Source organism: Anaerotardibacter muris (assembly GCF_943192915.1).
Lineage (GTDB): Bacteria > Actinomycetota > Coriobacteriia > Coriobacteriales > Eggerthellaceae > Anaerotardibacter > Anaerotardibacter muris.
In genome coordinates this window covers 455347-475860 of record NZ_CALPCD010000001.1, presented here as the reverse complement: position 1 = coordinate 475860, position 20514 = coordinate 455347, and the positions used below count along the sequence as shown (strand labels likewise).

Sequence of the window (20514 nt, the reverse complement as noted above, 5' to 3'; positions counted from 1 at the left end):
GTTCATTTTTGTCCCGGACAAAAATGAACCCGTCCCCAATTGTGAACACTGCAGCGTCTCTGCTTGCAGGATGGTCTCATGGCAATAAAAAAGCAGCCCGGAAAACCGAGCTGCCTCAAATTCACGATATTGTGCGAACGCTTATGCGTTGGTGTGCTTCAGCAAACCATAACCACCGTTTGAGCGGCGATACAGGATGTGGGTCGCATTGGTGTCGCGGTCGACATAAGCGAAGAAGTCGTGGCCCAGCAGGTCGATCTCGATCAGCGCCTCTTCTTCTGTGAGTGGCATGAGCTCGATCTCTTTCACGCGTACGATCTCTTCATCTTCAGCAGACAGTTCCTGCATCAGAGCATCAAGGTCAAGATCGGTGCTCTGCTTCACGGGTTCGTTAGCGATACGCTTGTTCAGAACGCGCGTCTTATACTTACGGAGCTGACGAAGTACCTTAGCAGCTGCAACGTCGATGGCTGCGAACATGCTCTCTTCGTTCTCTTCAACGCGAATGATGTGGCCCTTGGCGTGCATCGTAACTTCGCAGGTGCACGGGGTGGGGTTCGCGGGGTTCTTTTCAACTTGCAGAACGACCTCGGCAGACAGCGGAGCGATGTCCATTGCCTTCATCGAGTTTCCGATCTTCTCTTCCGCATAATCGCGCAATGAATCGGAGACGTTCATGCGGCGACCGGTGACGGTGATATCCATAACACTTTCCCTTCATTACTTAAGAGCGCACCTAGAATGCGCCTTTTCAAGTAGCTAGTCTAGCGCATCTTACCAGTATTGTGTGAATGATTATTGAAACCCAACCGAAAAGTTAACAGGCTGTTAGGTGGTTTACAATTGAAAGAAGTCGAGCACCTGAAAGGCCAAGCGATGACCACCAACGAAGCCGAGAACAATCAGTCAACCGAGTCGCAGCAGGGCGAAGCTTGCGCGGTCGAGAACGCTTCGGGCAAGAAGTCGCCTTTCATCGAGGAAGTGTCTGGCCATCAGCGCCGCTACACCAAGCTGCTCGAATTCACGCACTCCACCACCAAAGCGGCTGGCTTCATGTTGCTCGGTGCGATCGTGTCGCTCATCGTGGCGAACTCCCCAGCATATGGGCCATTCTTGGAATTCTGGCATACCGAGATAACCATAGGATTCGGCGACTCGCTCAGCTCGATGTCGCTGGCGCACATCATCAATGACATCTTCATGTGCTTGTTCTTCTTGCTGGTAGGCCTTGAGATCAAATACGAGATGACCGTGGGCGAACTGACGAACATCCGCCAAGCTATCCTGCCCGTAGGTGCAGCAGTAGGCGGCGTTGCCGTGCCCATCATCTTCTATGTTGCATGCAACCAGGCAAGCCCCGAGACCCTGGGTGGTTGGGGCGTTCCCACCGCAACCGACATCGCGTTCGCGCTGGGTATCCTGGCGCTGCTCGGATCGCGCGTTCCTACCGGCGTGCGCGTGTTCCTCTCCACCCTTGCGGTGGCTGACGACATCATCGCCATCGTGGTCATCGCGGTGTTCTACGGCCATGCTCCTTCGGTATTGTGGCTCGTGGCAGCCCTGGTAGTGCTGGGCATGCTCTTCGCGCTGAATCGCCTGCATTTCTATTCGCTCTGGCCGTATGTGCTGCTGGGCGTGGTGCTGTGGTATTGCGTCTTCATGTCGGGCGTTCATTCCACCATCGCTGGCGTGCTGTTAGCGTTCGCTATCCCTTCGGGTTCGCGCGTTGACCTGCTCTCTTTCGGTCGTTGGTCCAATCGCCAGCTCAAAGAGATCCGCCAGAACTTCCAGCCCGATGCACCCGTGCTGGGGCAGTCGGACTACCTGCAGGAAGTCTCTCGCCTGGCGCGTGTGGCGAAAGAGGTCGTACCGCCCGCCACGCGTCTTGAGCGCATGCTCTATCCCTGGGTCTATTTCGCCATCTTGCCGCTCTTCGCGCTCACCAATGCCGATGTTGCTCTTGGTGGCATGAGCATCGGGCAGATAGTTACCGACCCAGTCTTTTTGGGTGTTGCGCTCGGCCTCTTGCTTGGCAAGCCCATAGGCATCTTCCTGTTCAGCTTCCTTATCGTGAAGTTGAAGATCTCATCGCTGCCTACCAACGTGAACTGGGCGCATATCTTCGGCGCAGCATTGCTCGGCGGTGTTGGCTTCACCATGGCCATCTTCGTTGCGAACCTTGCCTATGCCGACCCAAGCCAGATATTGGTCGCGAAGATCGCAGTCCTTTCGGCTTCGCTGCTCGCTGGTGTGCTGGGCTTCGTGTTCCTCCTGTTCCAGGCGAATATCGCACTGCGCCGTGGTGTTACGTACGAAGAGCACATTCCCGATAACGCGAACCTCCAGGCGCATGCTGCTCACGAAGTGAAGCGCCGCAAGCATGACCTGGCTGTAGGTGATGGATCGGATGAAAAGGCAGTTCGCGCAGCATCTCCACATCGCGCGATCCCAACGGCCGAAGACAAGGATTTCGCCCAAAAAGCCAAGGTCAGCGAAGAAACCACCCATTCTTCATAAACGCACGGGTGCATCGCGTGCTCGCGTCTGAGTAGGGGTTTTACGCCTCCCAGCAGCCCCTATTCCTTGCAAGCGCAGGGATCTTGTACAGGGATGAACGGCGCTGGCATTGTACGCCCTGTACGATTTCTGTTAGTATGGACAACAGCTTACGCTTAGAAACGAACACTATGCCATTTATTGGGAGGTTTTCAAACAGTATGAAGCATACCAACGTAGCACCGAAGCGTACGCTGCTCATTGCATTTTTATCGGCCATCTTGGCCATCGGGCTCATGATGCCCGTTTCACTTGCATCTGCAGTGCCATCTTCCGCCTCCAAGAAAGCCGAGGCGCAAGCAGCTCTCGATAAGCTCAACGAAATGCAGGCATCCCTCGACGCCGCTTCCAACAACTATTACGAAGCTGAAGCCGAGCGCGAAGCCGCAGAGCAGAAGGTCATCGAGGCAGAGCAGCAAATCCAGGAAGAGACCGAGAAGATCAAGGGTTACCAGGAAGAACTGGGTACTCGCGCTCGTAGCATGTACCGCACGGGCGGCAACACCTTCTTGGACGTTATCCTGGGTGCTTCTTCGTTCGAGGAATTCGCAACCAACTGGAACATCCTCGAGACCATGAACGAAAACGACGCGGAACTGGTCGCGAAGACCAAGGAATCGCGCGAAAAGGTAGAGGCTGCTAAGGTCGAATACGAACAGCAGGAACAGGTAGCCGCTGAAAAGGCAGCTGAAGCCAAGGCCATCAAGGACGAAGCTGAAGCAACTACCGCCGAAATGCAGGCAACCTATGACAGTCTGAACGCTGAAGCGCAGGAGCTCATGCGCCAGGAAGAAGAGGCGCGCAGTGCTGCAGCAGCCGCCGCAGCTCAACAGGCGATCTCTTCAGGCAACGCTGGTTCGTCCTCTGCAGGCAGCTCCAAGCCTGTCAATAATTCGAAGCCTCAGACGGTAACGGGCAACGTTGTTGTCGACCGTGCATACGCGCAGCTAGGCAAGCCTTATGCATGGGGTGCCGCTGGTCCGAATAGTTTCGACTGTTCTGGTTTGGTCGGTTACTGTCTTACTGGTAGAATGGGTAGTCACTGGTGCACCACGGGCACCATCAATGGTTGGACGCGCGTTAGCAATCCGCAGCCAGGTGATATCTGCATCAACAGTCATCACACTGGCATCTACATTGGTGGTGGCCAGATGATCCACGCTCCGTACACAGGCGCGGTGGTTTCTATCAGTGGTGTTCACTCAGACATGTACTATGTCCGTTATTAAGCAAGGCTAGTACGCACAACGGGATGTGGCGCAGTTTGGTAGCGCGCTTCGTTCGGGACGAAGAAGTCGCAGGTTCAAATCCTGTCATCCCGACCATCTTCAACAAACGCCGTCTGGTTTCCAGGCGGCGTTCTTTTTTGGGGATGGGTTCATTTCTGTCCGGGACAAAATGGGGGCAGGTTCAAATTGCGAATCTCCTGGGGTGCTACGGCTGCAAGGGGAGGGTTACGGTGAAGGTAGTGCCAGTGGCCTCGGAGCTGGTGGCGGTGATGGTGCCGCCGTGGATGTTTGCGATCTCGCGCGCGATGCTCAGGCCTAGTCCGTAGCTCAGCTCGCCTGTGCGGGTGCGGGCTTTGTCGGCACGGTAGAAGCGGTCGAACACGTGGGGCAGGTCTTCGGCGGGGATGAAACCACCCGAATTGCTCACGGAAAGCACTGCGGAGCCATCGCCCTTATCAAGCTGCACGGAGATGCGGCCGCACTCGTTCACATATTTGAAAGCGTTATCCAGCAGTACGCTCGCCAGGCGTTGAAGCTGATCCTTCGCGCCATCGATGGTCACGTTCGGTGCCACCTTAGAATCAAGATCGAGCGAACGTTCATAAGCTACTGGCTCGAACTGCAGTAGCTCAGCGTTCACTAACTTGCTCAGATCTATGACCTCAGTCTTCCTGGGCATCGCTTCTCCTTGGCCGTCGGCACGTGCGAGCAACAGCATGTCGCCCACGAGCTCTTGCATGTTCTTTATCTCGCCTTCAATGGACTCTACCCACTGGCTCTGGCTTGCGATGCTCGCCTCGGAGTTGCGCTTCAAGATGGCCGTATCAGCCGCCATCACGGTAAGCGGGGTCTTCAATTCATGTGAAGCATCGGCGATGAAGCGTTGCTGCTGCTCCCAAGAGGCTTTCACGGGATGTAGCGCCCATTTCGAGAAGATGAGGCTGACCACGAAGAACAGCACCAGAGTGGCCAGACCGATGATCGTGAGCGTAACAGCGAGCGATTGCCATTCAGATACCGAGCGCTCGTCCGCGAAAGCGATGTAGGTTTCTGCGCCCCGTTTCTGCTTGGCGTAGAAAACCCCAAGCGAATCGATGGATCCATGACCGTAGGGCACATCGAAAGCCTGATCAGCCACTTCAGCAAGCGCGGAATCCGCGATCATGCCAGAAGCGGCATTTGAGGCGAAGGTCATCGTACCGTCTTCGTGAAGCTCGTAGACCGCAACAGGGATGAGCGATTGGTCGGGTTCACGTCCGCCGATCTCGAAGCGGGGTCCTTCGGAAAGCAGCGCTTCATCGGCGCTGCCGACGTTCCCGTCAAACGCACTATCATCTTCGTCGAGCTCTTCGCCATTCGTATCTTCCGCCCTATTATCGGGCATCTTGTTGAAGGGTCGTTCGTGTACATCTATCGCATTGCGAGAGATGGCACTGTCGAGCGCCGCATACACTTCGGTGGTGCTGTTACTGTAGCTAATCACCACGATCGTGCTGAACACCACGGCTAAGATGATCGCAACCACCACCATGATGATGGCTACGAATTTGATGCGAAGCTTGCGAAGTGCGCTATTCATCAGCACCTTCTTTCGCGGCAGACTGGTCTGGTGTAGCCGCATCGCCGTCATCAGCTTCCACGGCGATCAAGCGATATCCCAGCTTCGGCACAGTTTCGATCTGTGCATGGGCATCGAGGAAGCGTAATTTCTTACGCAAGAACGAAATGTGCGCCTCCACGTTGTTGGCATCTGCATCTGAATCGATACCCCAAGCCCTTTCGAGCAGCGTCTCTTTCGAGATGATACGCCCCGCATTCTCCATCAAGATCTTCAGGATAAGGAATTCCTTCATACGTAGGCGAATCGTCTCACCCCTGCAGGAAAGATCGTTGCTCTCCAGGTTCAGTGAGATATCTGCGAAATCGAGCACCTCGAACATCACTTCACCCTTACGCCTGGTCAAAGCGCGTAAATGCGCAAGCAGTTCGGTGGGTGAAAAAGGCTTGGTCATGTAGTCGTCCGCGCCGCTGTCATAGCCTTGAACCTTGTCGGGTACCGCATCCTTTGCGGTCAGGAGCAACACGGGTGTAGAGATCTTCTTGCGCCGTAATTCGGAGACAACATGAAAGCCATCCATCAGAGGCAACATCACATCCAAGATGACCACGTCATATACGCCTGAAGCGGCGTAATCCAGCCCGTCTTTGCCATTGTTGACCGTGTCGACCTCATAGCCATGCTCACGTAGGATCTCGGCCAGTGCGTCTGAAAGGCGGCGGTCATCTTCGACCAAAAGAAGCTGCGTCATATTGTCTCCTTTCCACCTTCCACTATAGCGCGCGACCTTAACTTTACCTGAACTCGTGGGACATCCTGAACCCCATTTCAGGATTAGTTAAGCTCTCTACTTTAAGATTCGCTTCACGTGAAACCTTTGAGCCTCATGGATAGAGCGTAAGCAACGGCAAACCACCTGAGGCAACTTAAGGAAAGGTAACTATGACTTCATATGCGGACGTCTTCAAACGCAAAGAGATGAAATATCGTCTCAACGCAGTTCAGCGCGCAAGTCTCGAATCCGAGATAGCGCGTCACATGGAGCTGGGTGAATTCGCGCATTCCACCATCCGCAGCTTGTATTACGACACCCCTGATTTTGCGCTCATCGAGCGCTCTCTGGATAAGCCGCTCTATAAGGAGAAACTGCGCCTGCGAACGTATGGAACCCCAGACCTTCGCGCTCAAGCTTTCGTCGAACTGAAGAAGAAGTTCAAAGGTGTGGTGTACAAGCGCCGCGTCGGGCCTTCGCTTGCGGCGGCTCAAGCATTCTTGGCAGGCATGCCTTATGAGCAAGCATGTGCGACGTATCCGCTTGCGAGTCCTGAGGTCCAGGCTCAAGCGCTCTGCCCGCGTTCGCTCCAAATAGCGCGAGAGATCGCCTTCACCATGGAGCGCAACGCCAACCTGGAGCCTTCGACGCTCATCGAATGCTCGCGCGTAGCCTACGCCGACCCTGAAGGCGGAGAGCTGCGCATCACCTTTGATGCGGATCTGGCTTGCGTGCCGAACGCACAGACTATCGACACTGCAGCGGCCCGTGTGCCGTTCTTCAACGAGCCCATCTCCATCATGGAGGTGAAGAACGCCGGGCCCTTGCCCGCGTGGCTCATCGATGCGCTCGATCGTGCGAAAGCTTATCCGCAGTCGTTTTCCAAATATGGATATGCCTATATGAACCTTCTGGACCACCGAAAGGGTGATAAATGTGCTTGATTCAGTATTCACTTCCATCTTCCAAACCAGCGATGGACTTGCTGGGAGTGTGACCTCAGGTGACTTCCTTATCTGCTGCATAGCCTCGATCGTGCTTGGCTGCCTGTGCGCGCTCACGTACATGTTCAAGCACGATTACTCGAAGAATTTCGTGGTCACGCTGGCGCTCATGCCATTGATCGTGCAGATGGTCATCACGCTGGTCAACGGCAACATCGGTGCAGGCATTGCGGTGATGGGCGTGTTCAACCTGGTTCGTTTCCGCTCGATCCCTGGCAGCGCGAAGGACATCGGTAGCGTATTCTTCGCCATGGCCATCGGTTTGGCAACAGGTATGGGATACCTAACCCTGGCGTTGCTGTTCACGGTCATCGTGGGCATCGCGAATGTGGTCTACGTGCTCTCTCCCTTCGGCAAGAAGAAGGAGCCGAGCAAGCTCTTGAAAGTGACCATTCCTGAAGACCTTGATTACACTGGCGTGTTCGATGACCTGTTCGAGCGCTATACCACTTCGCACGAGCTGGTGGAGGTGCGCACCACCAACATGGGCAGCTTGTTCCAACTGGATTACCAGGTGAACCTGAAGAGTCCTGAAGATGAGAAGAAGCTGATCGACGACATCCGTTGCCGCAACGGTAACCTGAAGATCTCGTGCGGGCGCATGGTGGCAGCACGCGACACGCTCTAACGATTCGCCCAAGCGGATTTGCCCAGACGCACCCTGGCTGTGTGCACTAAATGCCAACGAAAGGAACTACGATGAAACTGATCCATAAGATAGCAACCTTTGGCGTATCCTGCGCGTGCGCGTTCGCACTCGCGGGATGTGCGGCAACAGGTGATGAAGGCAACAGTTCTGCTGAATCTGGCGTTGCAACTTACGCCGACATCGACAACATGGACTTCGAATACACCGATCGCGACAAACGCGACACCTACGATGATGCCACGGCTACCAAGATCCTGCTCGCGGGTGATTCGATCACCTGCGAAGGCGATGGCGTGAGCGTCGAAGGTTCTACGGCAACCATCAATGCGGAAGGCACGTATGTGGTCACAGGCGAGCTTGCTGATGGTCAGCTTAAGGTGAATATCGGCGATTCCGAAAAGGCTCAGATCGTACTTGCAGGTGCGACCATCCATAACGAAGATGGTGCCGCGGTATTCGTCGAAAAGGCTGACAAGTGCTTCATCACGCTTGCAGAAGGCTCCACCAACACCCTTACCGATGGCGCGAACTATGTGTTCGCAGAAGGAGAGGACGAGCCGAATGCGACGCTGTTCAGCAAGGACGACCTGACCATAAATGGCACCGGAACCCTGAATGTGACCAGCGCTTACGAGCACGGCATCTACTCCAAGGACGACCTGGTGATCACAGGTGGTACTTATAACGTCACAGCAGTCGAAGACGGTATTCGCGGCAAGGATAGCCTGAAGATCCTTGACGGCACCTTCACGGTTGATTCGGGTGAAGATGCGCTGAAATCGAGCCGCGACGATGATCCCACGCGCGGTTTTGTGAGCATCGATGGCGGAACGTTTACTTTGAACGCAGGTGACGATGCCATCCATGGTGAAACGTATTTGCGCGTGACCGCAGGCAACATCGACGTGAAGAAATGCGAAGAGGGCCTTGAAGCGATGGTGGTCCAGGTTGACGCGGGTGACATCCATGTAGTGTCCAACGATGATGCGATGAATGCCTCGGCACCGTCTGATGCTTCGAGTACTGCTGGTGGCGAAGGCATGGGCGAGCCTGGCAATATGCAAGCTTTCGAGCGCGATCTTGAAGATCTTGAGGGTCAGGACGGTGCACTTGAGCCTCCTAGAGGGGATATGCCAAATGGGGATATGTCCGACAAGAAGGGTGCACCTGGTCAGCAAGGCCAAGGCAACCAGAGCGATAGCACCCAGAATGGCATGCAGAGCGCATCCATGCAGACTACCGATCTGAAGGAGCAGAACCTTCAGGGGGTAGACCACGACAAGGGCCAGGCTCCTGACATGCAGAACGGTCAGCGCCCCGATCGTTCCCAGCCAGGTGAACTCCCCGAGGGCGAAGCGCCAGGCGATCTGCCCGAGGATATGAATGGTGAACGTCCTGATGACGGTCGATTCGACAGCGACAAAATGGGTGGAATGGGCGGCATGGACCCCGATGGCGGCGACGAGAATTGCAAGATCATCATCAACGGTGGCACTATCACGCTTGAAGCGAAAGGTGATGCTATCGACAGCAACGGTTCGCTCGAGATCAATGGCGGTACTGTGTATGTGACCGGTCCTACGAGTGGCGGGGACGGCGCGCTCGACTACGCGCTCGATGCTCAGTGCAATGGTGGCACCGTCCTCATCGTTGGCTCATCTGGCATGGCCCAGAACTTCTCTGGAGGTACTCAGGCCTATACCATGGTGCAAGTGAAAGGTTCAGCTGATCAGCAGGTTTCTGTAGTTGACAGCTCAGGCAAGGCCCTTGTCTCCTACACGCCCACGGCTGCTTTCGAGACCGTGATCGTCAGCACTCCCGACTTCCACTCCAACCAGTCCTACACCCTGAAAGTGGGCAATTCTACGACCACTATTACTCCTACAACAAAATAAATCACCACTCGAGCAGAGAGGAACCAGCCTCTCTGCTCGAACTCTTTGTGCGGTGCTGCGGGTGTAAGGTGGGCGCGCAGAACTTACTCTGAACACTAATTTCCAAACCAGAATTCAGCAAAGCTGAATTCGCGTAACGATGCATGAGGCAGTGCAGCGCATGAGCCCGAAGGGCGAACAGCGGAACGGGTAAGTTATGCACGATTACCTTGCAGCCGCAGCACCCCAGAAGAGCCCCAGCTGGCTCTTCTCTGCTCCCACCGACCACTTAAAGGGATTGCGCGTGATCGCGCGAGTCCGCAGTGTGTTTTTTGATAAAATTCTTGGGCGCATATCTACCGTGCACAGGTACGGTAGCGCATACTGAAAACGCACAACACGTTTAACAGCGGGAGCGATCCCAGCGGAGGTGTAAGAACTATGAAAATTCCAGGAACTGGCATTGGCATTCTGGAAATCGTCATCATCTTGGTGGTCATCCTGATCATCTTCGGCCCCAAGAACCTTCCAAAGCTTGGCACGGCCATCGGTAAGACCGTGAAGAATCTGCGTGAAGGCTTAGGCGGCAAGAAGAAGAAAGCCGAAGAGGCCGAAGCAGAGGCCAAGACCGAAGAGCCTGAAGAGCTCGAAGTGGTAGACAAGCCTGAACCAGGCAAGCGCTCTGCTGAAAATGACGCAAAGGCCCAGGCGGAAGCTGAAAAGGATTTCAGCACTTCAGATGCGGTCACTGAAGAGACCGAAAAGAAGGAACCGACTGAATAGAACCAAAAGAGCGCGCACCTATCCAAGCGCGCTTCTTTTACTCGAAAGGTGCGCCATCTCCTGCGGCGCTGAAGCACACGAACGAACACTACGGGGGACCCATGGAAAAAGATTACATCCTCACCCAAGAAGGCAAAGCTAAGCTCGAAGAAGAGCTGCACTATCTTGAGACCGAGAAGCGCGCCGAGATCGGCGAGCGCATTCGCGTTGCACGTGAATTCGGCGACATCTCGGAAAACTCCGAATATGATGACGCTAAGAACGAACAGGCCATGATGGAAGGCCGCATCGCCGAGATCACTCGCATCCTGGGCGAAGCTACCGTTGTGGACACGCCGAAGCGTTCTTCTAAGGTGAACATCGGCAGCAAGGTTACCGTGGACATGAGCGGTACTGAGCGCGTCTTCACCATCGTAGGTGCAGCGGAATCCAATTCCGCAGAAGGCAAGATCTCGAACGAATCGCCTGTTGGCGCAGCGCTGCTGGGCAGCAAGAAGGGCGACAAGATCGATATCCAAGGCCCTACCGGACGCGACATTCACATGACCGTCCTCAAGATCGAGCACTAAGCATGCGCTCATCCAGGATGCAGGCGAACGCCTGCGTGCTGCACGCTTGCACGATCGTGAACTGAAGATCGACCCGAATCTAACGCTGGTGCTTTGGCACCGGCGTTGTTTATACCAGAAAGGCTTTCGATGACCGAGACCACACCTCAAAACGCGGATCTGGAAAACGCGCCAGAGACCCCCGAAGATGACCCTATCTTGGTGCGTCACGCTAAGCGCGAGGCGCTCATCGCTGCGGGTGAAAACCCGTATGGCCACGCCTTCACCTACTCTCATCACATCGATGAGCTGGAAGCGAAGTACGCGGGCCTGGAAGACGGCGAGACCACCGAAGATCGCGTGGAAGTAGCTGGCCGCATCATGGCCAAGCGCGACCAGGGCAAGATCATCTTCATGGAACTGCGCGATGCTACCAGCAGCATCCAGTTGTTCTGCCGCATCAATGCGCTTGGCGAAGACACCTTCGCAGCCATGAAGGATCTGGACGTGGGAGACTGGATCGGTGTTTCAGGTTGCATGATGCGCACCCGCCGTGGTCAGCTTTCGGTGGCGGTCGACACCTACGAGTTGCTCTCCAAGTCCTTGCGCCCGCTGCCTGAGAAGTTCCACGGCCTGGCCGACAAGGAGCTGCGTTACCGTCAGCGCTACGTGGATCTTATCGTGAACCCCGAAGTGCGTGACACCTTCGAGAAGCGCTCCAAGATTATCTCGGCTATCCGCCGCTACATGGAAGATCAGGGCTTCTACGAAGTCGAGACACCGTTCCTCCACTCCATCATGGGTGGCGCGAATGCTAAGCCCTTCACCACGCACTTCAACGCGCTCGATCGCGACTATTTCTTGCGCATCGCAACGGAACTGCCGCTCAAGCGCCTGTTGGTTGGCGGGTTCGAGAAGGTATTCGAGATCGGCCGTCAGTTCCGCAATGAAGGCATGGACCCCTATCACAATCCTGAATTCACCACTATGGAAGCCTATCAGGCATTCTCCGATCTGGAGGGCATGATGGAGCTTACGCAGGGCTTTGTTCAGGCAGCCGCGCTGGCAGCATGCGGAACGCTGGAAGTGGAATACCAAGGCACCACCATCGATCTTGGCGGGCAGTGGCGCCGCGCCAGCATGGTAGAACTGGTCAATGAAGCCACGGGCGAGAATGTGAGCTTCGATATGACGCGCGAACAGGTCGCTGCCATCGCTGAAGCGCATGGCGTTCACGTGGAAGATGCCTGGGGTAAGGGCAAGATCATCGCTGAGCTATTCGAGGAATGCGTGGAAGCGACCCTTATCCAACCTACCTTCGTTACTGACCATCCTATCGAGGTCTCACCGCTCGCAAAACGGAAAATTGGTGAAGATGAGGTGGCTGACCGCTTCGAACTGTTTATTTCTGGCCACGAGTATGCTAATGCTTTTAATGAACTTAATGATCCCGTTGATCAAGCGGAGCGATTCCGAGCGCAGTTGGCTGCCAAGGACATGGGCGACGATGAGGCAATGGGATTCGACGATGACTACGTGCGCGCTTTGGAATACGGAATGCCTCCCGCCGGCGGTGTCGGCATTGGCATAGATCGCCTCACCATGCTTCTTACGGATTCACCTACGATTCGCGATGTATTGCTATTCCCTCATATGCGCGACGAAGCCAAGTAACAAAGGAGGTGGCGTATGTCGTTCGACAAGTTCACTGACAAAGCCCGCAAGGTACTGGTCTTGGCTCAGGAGGAAGCTCGTGGGCTCCACCAGCCCTACGTCGGTACCGAGCATGTGCTCTTGGCTTTGCTCAAAGAAGAAGATGGCCTAGCCGCACAGGCGCTCGAGCGTTTGGGCGTGCATTACGAAGCCACGGTGGCTGCTATCCGCCGTTTGGTCACCATCGATGAATCTACCGATGTGTCGGGCCATTTGAGCTTCACCCCGCGTGTGAAGCGCGTGTTGGAGAATTCCCTGCGTGAAGCCATGCAGATGGGCCAAAGCTACATTTCTACCGAGCATCTGTTGCTCGGCATCATCCGCGAAAACGAAGGCACGGCCATCGAAGTGCTCGAGCGCATGGGCGTTTCGGGTGACGATCTGCGTGCTGCACTGAACGACCTGGTCGGTCAGTCGTCTGTGTTCGCGGGCCAGAATTTCGACCCTCAGGCAGCGCCTTCCGATAGCGTGCTGAAGGAATTCAGCGTCGACTTAACGAAGAAGGCTGCTGATGGCAAGCTCGACCCCGTTATCGGGCGCGCGGGCGAGATAGAACGCGTCATGCAGATCTTGTGCCGTCGCCAGAAGAACAACCCCTTGCTCTTGGGCGAACCAGGCGTGGGTAAGACCGCGGTGGTCGAAGGCTTGGCGCAGCTGATCGTAGCTGACCAGGTGCCCGATATCTTGCGTAACATGCGTTTGGTCACCTTGGACGTTTCGGCGTTGGTCGCGGGCTCGAAGTATCGCGGCGAATTCGAAGAGCGCCTGAAGAAATGCATCAAAGAAGTGGAGCAGGCTAACGACATCATCCTGTTCATCGACGAGCTGCATACGCTCATCGGTGCGGGTGCTGCCGAAGGCTCCATGGACGCAGCTTCTATCCTGAAGCCGCCGCTGTCGCGCGGCGAGATCCAGATCATCGGCGCTACCACGCTCGATGAATACCGCAAGCACTTGGAGAAGGATTCCGCGTTCGAGCGTCGCTTCCAGACGGTCGTCATCAAGGAGCCCAACGAAGAGCAGGCGGTCCGCATCATGGAGGGCTTGCGCGACAAGTACGAAGAGCATCATCATGTGCACTTCTCGGACGACGCGCTGCAGGCTGCCGTTTCGCTTTCCGACCGCTACATCCAAGATCGCTTCCTGCCCGACAAGGCTATTGATGTGCTTGACGAAGCGGGCGCGCGCATGCGCATCCGTAACATGGTCTTGCCTGATGAACTTCAGGAACTTGACGACAAGTTGCGTCAGCTTCGTGCTGAGAAGGATTCCGCTATCGCTGATCAAGATTTCGAGCGTGCCGCTGATGTGCGCGACCGTGAAGCCAAGGTGCGCGAAGAGCGTAAGAAGGCTCAGGCGGATTGGGAAGAGAAGACCCAGAAGATCATCAACGAGATCACGGTGGAAGATATCGCCGATGTTGTTTCGATGACCACCGGCGTTCCCGTTTCGAATTTGACCGAGGCGGAAACCGAGAAGCTCTTGCGCATGGAGTCTGTGCTGCATGAGCGCGTCATCGGCCAGGATGAAGCGGTAACGGCGCTTTCGAAGGCGATCCGCCGCAGTCGTTCAGGCTTGAAGGACCCCAAGCGTCCTGCTGGTTCGTTCATCTTCCTCGGTCCTTCGGGTGTTGGCAAGACCGAGCTGTCCAAGACACTCGCGGAATTCCTGTTCAACTCCCAGGATGCGCTCATCTCCTTCGATATGTCCGAATACATGGAGAAGCATACGGTCTCGCGTCTGATCGGTTCGCCTCCGGGCTATGTGGGCTACGATGAAGGTGGCCAGCTTACCACTGCGGTGCGCCAGCGCCCCTATTCGGTGGTGCTCTTCGACGAGATCGAGAAGGCTCACCCCGATGTGTTCAACATCTTGCTGCAGATCCTTGAAGAGGGTCGCTTGACCGATGCGCAGGGTCGCATGGTCGACTTCCGCAATACGGTCATCATCATGACCTCGAACGTGGGTGCGCGCGAGATCACCGCTACCACGCCGCTGGGATTCACTTCTGGCGGAGGCTCGGGCATGGACGACGGCGAGATCAAGACCCGCGTTATGAGCGAGGTAAAGCGCCTGTTCCGCCCCGAATTCTTGAACCGTATCGATGACATCATCGTGTTCAAGTCGCTCACTGAAGATGAGATCGTCGAGATCGTGGATCTGATGGTGGCAGACCTACGCGACCGTTTGATCGAGCAGAACATGACCATCAACATGTCCGATGCCGCGAATCGCTATATTGCCAAGGAGGGCACCGACCTGTCCTTCGGTGCGCGCCCGCTGCGCCGCGCTATCCAGCGCTTGCTCGAAGATCCAATCTCTGAGCAGATCCTGGAAGGCAAGTGGACCAGCGGTTCGGTCATCGATGTGGACGTGGACGACGAGAAGCTCGTGTTCAAGCAGGGCTCTGGTTTGATCCCAGCTCCGCGCAAGCGCGACACCATCGCTAAGGAAGCCGAGCTCATCTTGAGCGGTTACGACCTTGGTCGTGCGGGCCTTACCCGTGGTGGCTCTGGTTCGGGCCGCGGCTCTTCAGGCGACTCCGCCGCCGACTAAGCCTCTACGCAGCAGAGAGACCTCAACGAAGGCCCGCTTACTTAAGCGGGCTTTCTTGCTTTATATCTGTTGGACGATAGTCAACAAAGGAGAGAGACGCCTGAGGTGCCAGTGAGGTATCAGATTCTCTCGATGCATAAATATAAGTTAAGTAGTACATCGAGCGACCGCACCAGCCCGAAGGGCGAGCAGGGTAGCAGGAGAATTTGAACTTCGCAGGTGCCTCAGTCTTCGGACGTGCATTATCAAAAACCTAGCAGATGAAGTAAACTAGAAGGGCAAGAATTCAAGCTGTTTAGGCAGCATAACGATAAGAGGTCTCTATGCCAGAAACCATCGACCCCGTCTTCAGCCCCCAGGCTATCGACAAGCTCCTGCAAAAAGTGAAGGACAGCGACACCTTCGATGCGCTTCGCACGCAGATGCAGCTCACGGGCACGGTGAACGAAAACGCGCAGACGGCAGTGATCATCCTGGCTGGTGGCAGTGGTGAGCGCTTCGGGGTGGAAGGCGGCAAGCAGCTGGTAGAGGTTGCAGGCAAGCCCATCCTCACGCGTTCGGCCGAGGTGTTCGACAGCGTAGGCGACGTGGGACTTATCGTGGTGGTGTGTCCTGAAGAGCGCACCGAAGAATACCTGCGCAAAGCCATCGATCCGTTCCCATTCGCAACGCCCATCGTCATGGCGCCAGCAGGTTCGCTTCGTCAGGAATCGGCCTTTTCGGGCCTCGAATTGGTCCCCGATAATTTCGAATACGTTATGCTCCATGACGGCGCCCGCCCGCTCATCTCGCGCGACCTGGTGGAGCATACCATTAGCGTGCTGAAGGGCAATATCGATTGCGACGGCGCGGTGGTGGGGCATCCTACCATCGACACGCTGAAGATCGTGGAGAATGGCATCATCCAAGGAACCCCTGATCGTTCAGTCTTTTGGAATGCGCAGACCCCGCAGATCTTCCGCGCGGGCATCTATCGTCGCGCGCATGCGGCAGCTCTTTCCGATGGCTTCGTTGGCACGGATGACTCTTCGCTGATCGAGCGCCTTGGCGGCCGCGTGATGGTGGTCGAAGGTAAGCGCGACAACATCAAGCTTACAGTGCCCGAAGATTTCCTCATCATCTCCGCGGCAGTACGTCAGGCACTCATCGAGGGGATCGAGTCCTAATGGCGAAGACCGCAAGTGAACAATTGCGCAGCTTGCGCGTTGGCCTTGGCTATGACGTGCATGCATTCGCGCCTGATCGCGCGCTCATCTTGGGCGGTGTTACCATCCCGCATCATCAGGGGCTCGATGGCCATTCCGATGCCGACGTGGTGCTCCACGCCATTGCCGATGCGCTGCTCGGGGCCACGCGCTTAGGGGACATCGGCAAGCTCTTCCCTGATACTGATCCCGCCTATGAAGGTGCCGATTCGCTCAAACTACTGAAGGCGGTTGCGGACCTGGTGCGTGAAAACGGCTTCGACATCTTGGATATCGATTGCGTCATCGCAGCTCAAGCACCGAAACTTTCTCCGTACCGCGATGCAATGCGCGAGAATATCGCACGCGCTTGCGGGCTTACCCCTGAAAATGTTGGCCTCAAGGCCACCACCACTGAACATCTTGGCTTCGAAGGCCGCGAAGAAGGCATCTCGGCCCAGGCCGTTGCCCTTGTCTGTCGATGTTGTTAGTGCTTTCGGCGCGCTCGTGCGGATCTTAGTGCACGCACAGAGCAACCGCCGCCCATTGATGGACCACCTATTGATGGAGCGGTGCCCGCGCTATACGTGGTACTATTTCGCAAGACAAGAAGGGCAGATCCCATGAACATCTTTTCAACCATGGCGGAGGATATCCGCACCGTCCAAGCAACGGACCCCGCCGCCCCCTCGAAATTCCTCATCTGGCTCACCTATCCGGGCCTTCAAGCGCGTTGGGCGCATGTGATCAATCATTGGCTGTGGAAGAAGGGTCTGCGTGGATTGGCGCGCTACCTTTCTCAGTGTGCTCGCTTTTGGACGGGCGTAGAGATCCATCCCGGTGCGCAGATCGGTCGCCGCTTCTTCATCGACCATGCTATGGGCGTGATCATCGGCGAGACCACCATCATCGGCGACGACTGCGTGCTCTATCAGAACGTTACCCTGGGCGGTACGGGCAAAGAGACTGGCAAGCGCCATCCAACCTTGGGCAACAACGTGATGGTGGGCGTGGGCGCCTCGGTGCTCGGCTCCATCACTATCGGCGATAACTCCAAGATCGGTGGCGGTTCTGTGGTGGTGAAGGATGTGCCCCCTAACTGCACCGTGGTGGGCGTTCCTGGCCACATTGTCATGCGCGATGGCGTTTCCACGGCGAAGAAGGCCGAAGAAGAACGTAAGGCCGAACTGGAGAAAGCTGCCGCTGCAAAGATCGAAGCGGCTTCGGTGGATTCGTCAGCAGGCGCGCCTTCTGCTTCGCTATCAGGCACAACGCAGGTGGAGGTTGAAGTGACGCAGTCGAGCGTTACGGTAACTGGCAACTCTGTTGAATCTCAGCGCGAGACCGCCTTCGTTCGAGCGAATCATCGCGACTACTTCCTCGACGGTGGCTCCATTCAGGAGGACAGCCGCCTAGAAGACTTGCCCGACCCTGTTGAGCGTGCGATCCGCAACCTGTACAAGCGCGTGGACGAACTTGAGGCGTTCGCAGTGCAACAGCAAGCAGCCCAGAAGCAGGTGGAAGATCTGGACCTTGCTGAAGCTGAAGTTGCGCAAGAGCGCGCTATCAATCAAGATTCCGATACGAATGCTTAGCGCCGAAAACGGCGTTTGAATAAACGACCCAAAGGACCCGACCATGATCAAGATCTATGACACCAAGACACGCAGTAAGCGCGAATTCGTCCCCGTTGAGCCAGGCAAGGTGGGCATGTACGTGTGCGGCCCCACCGTGTACAACTACATCCATATCGGCAACGCACGCACGTTCATCTCCTTCGATACCATTCGTCGCTATCTTACGTGGCGCGGTTTCGAAGTAACGTTCGTGCAGAATGTCACCGACGTGGACGACAAGATCATCACCAAAGCGGCCGAAGAGGATCGCACAGCGGCTGAGGTAGCAAAAGAATACACGGATGCGTTCATCGCTGACATGCATGCGGCTGGCGTGCAGGATCCCGATATCCGCCCGAAGGCGACCGAAGAGATCGACACCATGATCAACCTGGTGCAGAAGCTCATCGACAAAGGTCATGCTTATGCGGTCGATGGCGATGTGTACTTCGCGGTGCGCTCTTATTCCGACTACGGTGCGCTTTCGAATCGCAATGTTGACGAGATGGAGTCGGGTCATCGTGAACTGCGCGCGGACGGTCAAGGCTTGGAAGATCGTAAGCGCGATCCGCTTGACTTCGCACTCTGGAAGGCTGCTAAGCCTGGAGAGCCCAGCTGGGAATCGCCCTGGGGGCAGGGAAGGCCTGGTTGGCATATCGAATGCTCGGCCATGTCGGAGAAGTATTTGAAGCTGCCCTTCGACATCCACGGCGGCGGCGCAGACCTGTGCTTCCCGCATCACGAAAACGAGCGCGCTCAATCTGAGGCAGCGTTCGATACTACGTTCGCGAATTACTGGATGCATGGCGGCATGCTCCAGATCAATTCCGAGAAGATGAGCAAGTCGCTTGGCAACTTCCTGCTGCTGCGCGACATCCTTGAGACCACCGACCCCGCGGTGCTGCGCATGCTCATGTTGCAAACACACTACCGCAGCCCACTCGATTTCTCCGATGCGCGCCTGAAGGAATCGGCCGCGGCGCTCGAGCGCCTGGAGAACTTCGTCACCAACACACTGTGGTTGGCGAAGAAGCCCACAGGCGATGGCTCTGATCTGGCATCGAAGGTGGAGACATTGGTCGACCAGCTGAAGGAATCCTTCACTGAATCGATGGATGACGATTTCAATACCGCTGGCGCCCTGGGTGCCATCTTCAACTTCGTTGGCGAGGTGAATACGCTCACGGCCGATGCGCAGGTGAGCGCGGCTGACGCCAAGGCACTGACCGATGCCGCTCAGGCTGTGGTCGAGCTGATGGATGTGCTGGGTATCTCGATCGAAGTGAAGGATGCAACGGATGCCACCGCAACCGTGCTCGATGATGCTGAAAGCGCTGCTGAGATGATGGTGCTTGCCATGGAATTCGCGGGCTTTTCGCCAGGCGATGGCGCTGATCCTTCCACGGTGAAGGCAGCGATGGCGGCTTTGCTCGATGCGCGCGCGAACGCTCGTGCAGCCAAGAACTATGCCGTAGCCGATGCTATCCGCGATGGTCTGAACGAGATCGGCTTCCGCATTGAAGACACCCCGCAAGGCGCCCGCATCGTCAAAGCCTAACCGGGGACAGGTCCGTTTTTTGTCCCGGACACTTTGGGGACAGGCCAGAAGTACCAAATAGGATCTCTGGCCTATCCCTTTTCTGTCCCGGACAAAATGGGGACGGGTTCCAAACTGTCCCGGACAGAAACGGACCTGTCCCCAAAGTGTCCGAAAAGGAAAAAGCCGCCTGGGGAAGGCGGCTTTTGCATTTAGCTGTCGTATTCGGTTGAGCTGTGTGTCGAGCCAAATGCTGCGATCAAGCCGCGGTTAGCGGCAAGTGCACGGAACATCGTGCTTCACGCGCTGAGATTCTTCAGCACGCTTCGCATCATTGAAGCGATCCAGCGTACCAACGAGATAGCCCGTGATGCGGCGGATGCGCTCGAACGGCTGAGCATGGTATCCATAATGGATCGCAACATCTTCAGCCTCGACCGCGCAATCGATCCAAGCAAGATCCTTGCTCGGCTCAAGCTGACGGCCGCGAGCGATATACTGCGCGAGCTCTTCGTCGGTAACGCGAAGATCGTCTGGGGTCGAATAGGATACGGTGATCGAAACATTCTGCAGGTGCTTATGTTCCGTTGAAGCTGCTGGTTTGTGCGTATGTGCGTGTGCATTTGCCTGAGCTTCGTTGAGGTTTGCTTTAGCATCCGTGAGTGTGTTTTGAGCTGCGAATGCCGGTGCTTCAAGCGTGTTCATTTCACTTCCTATCTGCTTAGCGTAGCCCTTTCGGTTACGGTTACCATTGGTTAATTGTTACCGATGAAGTATCAATTAACTTACCTCATTCACTCTAACCCAATCGCCAAGCGCTGTAAACCGAAAATCACCATATTTTGTGGACAAAATCTCCAAGAAACATCCTGTAGCACAATATATTGTGTATATAGCACCAGGCGTTTTGGACGAATGTTCGCTCGGATCCGTGC

The 20514-nt window shown here is 56.0% G+C and carries 17 protein-coding genes and 1 tRNA gene; 14 read left to right on the top strand and 4 right to left on the bottom strand.

Annotated features, from left to right (window positions below; translation table 11 throughout):
- Positions 1 to 141: 141 nt before the first annotated feature.
- Positions 142 to 705, bottom strand: a complete 564-nt coding sequence (gene hpf / locus NFR25_RS01865) for a ribosome hibernation-promoting factor, HPF/YfiA family (protein WP_251197553.1) — start codon at positions 703 to 705, stop codon at positions 142 to 144.
- 171 nt (positions 706 to 876) lie between these two features.
- On the opposite strand from hpf, the gene nhaA reads away from it, so the two are divergent.
- The 3 genes from nhaA (at position 877) to NFR25_RS01850 (ending at position 3881) form a co-directional block, all read left to right on the top strand.
- Positions 877 to 2517: a Na+/H+ antiporter NhaA gene (gene nhaA / locus NFR25_RS01860; RefSeq protein ID WP_251197552.1), complete on the top strand. Its 1641-nt coding sequence runs from the start codon at positions 877 to 879 to the stop codon at positions 2515 to 2517.
- Positions 2518 to 2717: 200 nt separating this feature from the next.
- Positions 2718 to 3785 carry a coiled-coil domain-containing protein gene (locus tag NFR25_RS01855; RefSeq protein WP_251197551.1) on the top strand — a complete coding sequence of 356 codons (1068 nt, stop codon included), beginning with the start codon at positions 2718 to 2720 and terminating at the stop codon, positions 3783 to 3785.
- 19 nt (positions 3786 to 3804) lie between these two features.
- Positions 3805 to 3881: transfer RNA gene (locus tag NFR25_RS01850), tRNA-Pro, on the top strand.
- Between the two features lie 109 nt (positions 3882 to 3990).
- Here the strand turns inward: NFR25_RS01850 and NFR25_RS01845 are convergent.
- Together NFR25_RS01845 and NFR25_RS01840 are read right to left on the bottom strand one after the other, a co-directional pair.
- Complete coding sequence (locus NFR25_RS01845) at positions 3991 to 5364, bottom strand: sensor histidine kinase (RefSeq protein ID WP_251197550.1); 1374 nt, start codon at positions 5362 to 5364, stop codon at positions 3991 to 3993.
- Positions 5357 to 6094 (bottom strand): response regulator transcription factor, encoded by a 738-nt coding sequence (locus NFR25_RS01840; RefSeq protein WP_251197549.1) that lies wholly within the window; start codon positions 6092 to 6094, stop codon positions 5357 to 5359. The genes NFR25_RS01845 and NFR25_RS01840 overlap by 8 nt, the downstream gene beginning before the upstream one ends.
- 191 nt (positions 6095 to 6285) lie before the next feature.
- Here NFR25_RS01840 and NFR25_RS01835 point away from each other — a divergent pair, with 191 nt between their 5' ends.
- From NFR25_RS01835 to cysS, 11 genes are all read left to right on the top strand, one after another.
- Positions 6286 to 7059 carry a polyphosphate polymerase domain-containing protein gene (locus tag NFR25_RS01835; RefSeq protein ID WP_251197548.1) on the top strand — a complete coding sequence of 258 codons (774 nt, stop codon included), beginning with the start codon at positions 6286 to 6288 and terminating at the stop codon, positions 7057 to 7059.
- Positions 7052 to 7747, top strand: coding sequence for a DUF4956 domain-containing protein (locus NFR25_RS01830; RefSeq protein ID WP_251197547.1), 696 nt, complete (start codon positions 7052 to 7054; stop codon positions 7745 to 7747). Before NFR25_RS01835 ends, NFR25_RS01830 begins: the two co-directional genes overlap by 8 nt.
- A gap of 71 nt (positions 7748 to 7818) precedes the next feature.
- Entirely contained in the window at positions 7819 to 9663 is a 1845-nt protein-coding gene (locus tag NFR25_RS01825) for a carbohydrate-binding domain-containing protein (protein WP_251197546.1), read from the top strand.
- Positions 9664 to 10083: 420 nt separating this feature from the next.
- A complete protein-coding gene (locus NFR25_RS01820) occupies positions 10084 to 10425 on the top strand; it encodes a twin-arginine translocase TatA/TatE family subunit (protein WP_251197545.1) in 342 nt (113 codons plus the stop codon).
- Positions 10426 to 10526: 101 nt separating this feature from the next.
- A complete protein-coding gene (gene greA / locus NFR25_RS01815; RefSeq protein ID WP_251197544.1) occupies positions 10527 to 10994 on the top strand; it encodes a transcription elongation factor GreA in 468 nt (155 codons plus the stop codon).
- A gap of 129 nt (positions 10995 to 11123) precedes the next feature.
- The gene (lysS, locus tag NFR25_RS01810; protein ID WP_251197543.1) at positions 11124 to 12647 is read left to right on the top strand and encodes a lysine--tRNA ligase; all 1524 of its coding nucleotides are present in this window, start codon (positions 11124 to 11126) and stop codon (positions 12645 to 12647) included.
- A gap of 15 nt (positions 12648 to 12662) precedes the next feature.
- Positions 12663 to 15242 (top strand): ATP-dependent Clp protease ATP-binding subunit, encoded by a 2580-nt coding sequence (locus tag NFR25_RS01805; RefSeq protein ID WP_251197542.1) that lies wholly within the window; start codon positions 12663 to 12665, stop codon positions 15240 to 15242.
- Between the two features lie 323 nt (positions 15243 to 15565).
- On the top strand, positions 15566 to 16408 hold the full coding sequence (gene ispD, locus NFR25_RS01800) for a 2-C-methyl-D-erythritol 4-phosphate cytidylyltransferase (protein WP_251197541.1): 843 nt from the start codon (positions 15566 to 15568) through the stop codon (positions 16406 to 16408).
- Positions 16408 to 16917: a 2-C-methyl-D-erythritol 2,4-cyclodiphosphate synthase gene (ispF, locus tag NFR25_RS01795; RefSeq protein WP_251197540.1), complete on the top strand. Its 510-nt coding sequence runs from the start codon at positions 16408 to 16410 to the stop codon at positions 16915 to 16917. The genes ispD and ispF overlap by 1 nt, the downstream gene beginning before the upstream one ends.
- Before the next feature lie 132 nt (positions 16918 to 17049).
- Complete coding sequence (cysE, locus tag NFR25_RS01790) at positions 17050 to 18021, top strand: serine O-acetyltransferase (RefSeq protein WP_251197539.1); 972 nt, start codon at positions 17050 to 17052, stop codon at positions 18019 to 18021.
- Between the two features lie 43 nt (positions 18022 to 18064).
- The gene (cysS, locus tag NFR25_RS01785) at positions 18065 to 19600 is read left to right on the top strand and encodes a cysteine--tRNA ligase (RefSeq protein ID WP_251197538.1); all 1536 of its coding nucleotides are present in this window, start codon (positions 18065 to 18067) and stop codon (positions 19598 to 19600) included.
- A 249-nt stretch (positions 19601 to 19849) separates the two neighbouring features.
- On the opposite strand, the gene nrdD is transcribed toward cysS, so the two are convergent.
- Positions 19850 to 20284: an anaerobic ribonucleoside-triphosphate reductase gene (gene nrdD / locus NFR25_RS07495; protein ID WP_251197537.1), complete on the bottom strand. Its 435-nt coding sequence runs from the start codon at positions 20282 to 20284 to the stop codon at positions 19850 to 19852.
- Between the last annotated feature and the right edge of the window lie 230 nt (positions 20285 to 20514).

What these genes read in the sequence shown, in the direction of transcription:
- hpf (WP_251197553.1), bottom strand. Translation starts at nt 705, where the DNA reads ATGGATATCACCGTCACCGGTCGCCGCATGAACGTCTCCGATTCATTG.
- nhaA (WP_251197552.1), top strand. Translation starts at nt 877, where the DNA reads ATGACCACCAACGAAGCCGAGAACAATCAGTCAACCGAGTCGCAGCAG.
- NFR25_RS01855 (WP_251197551.1), top strand. Translation starts at nt 2,718, where the DNA reads ATGAAGCATACCAACGTAGCACCGAAGCGTACGCTGCTCATTGCATTT.
- NFR25_RS01845 (WP_251197550.1), bottom strand. Translation starts at nt 5,364, where the DNA reads ATGAATAGCGCACTTCGCAAGCTTCGCATCAAATTCGTAGCCATCATC.
- NFR25_RS01840 (WP_251197549.1), bottom strand. Translation starts at nt 6,094, where the DNA reads ATGACGCAGCTTCTTTTGGTCGAAGATGACCGCCGCCTTTCAGACGCA.
- NFR25_RS01835 (WP_251197548.1), top strand. Translation starts at nt 6,286, where the DNA reads ATGACTTCATATGCGGACGTCTTCAAACGCAAAGAGATGAAATATCGT.
- NFR25_RS01825 (WP_251197546.1), top strand. Translation starts at nt 7,819, where the DNA reads ATGAAACTGATCCATAAGATAGCAACCTTTGGCGTATCCTGCGCGTGC.
- NFR25_RS01820 (WP_251197545.1), top strand. Translation starts at nt 10,084, where the DNA reads ATGAAAATTCCAGGAACTGGCATTGGCATTCTGGAAATCGTCATCATC.
- greA (WP_251197544.1), top strand. Translation starts at nt 10,527, where the DNA reads ATGGAAAAAGATTACATCCTCACCCAAGAAGGCAAAGCTAAGCTCGAA.
- lysS (WP_251197543.1), top strand. Translation starts at nt 11,124, where the DNA reads ATGACCGAGACCACACCTCAAAACGCGGATCTGGAAAACGCGCCAGAG.
- NFR25_RS01805 (WP_251197542.1), top strand. Translation starts at nt 12,663, where the DNA reads ATGTCGTTCGACAAGTTCACTGACAAAGCCCGCAAGGTACTGGTCTTG.
- ispD (WP_251197541.1), top strand. Translation starts at nt 15,566, where the DNA reads ATGCCAGAAACCATCGACCCCGTCTTCAGCCCCCAGGCTATCGACAAG.
- ispF (WP_251197540.1), top strand. Translation starts at nt 16,408, where the DNA reads ATGGCGAAGACCGCAAGTGAACAATTGCGCAGCTTGCGCGTTGGCCTT.
- cysE (WP_251197539.1), top strand. Translation starts at nt 17,050, where the DNA reads ATGAACATCTTTTCAACCATGGCGGAGGATATCCGCACCGTCCAAGCA.
- cysS (WP_251197538.1), top strand. Translation starts at nt 18,065, where the DNA reads ATGATCAAGATCTATGACACCAAGACACGCAGTAAGCGCGAATTCGTC.
- nrdD (WP_251197537.1), bottom strand. Translation starts at nt 20,284, where the DNA reads ATGAACACGCTTGAAGCACCGGCATTCGCAGCTCAAAACACACTCACG.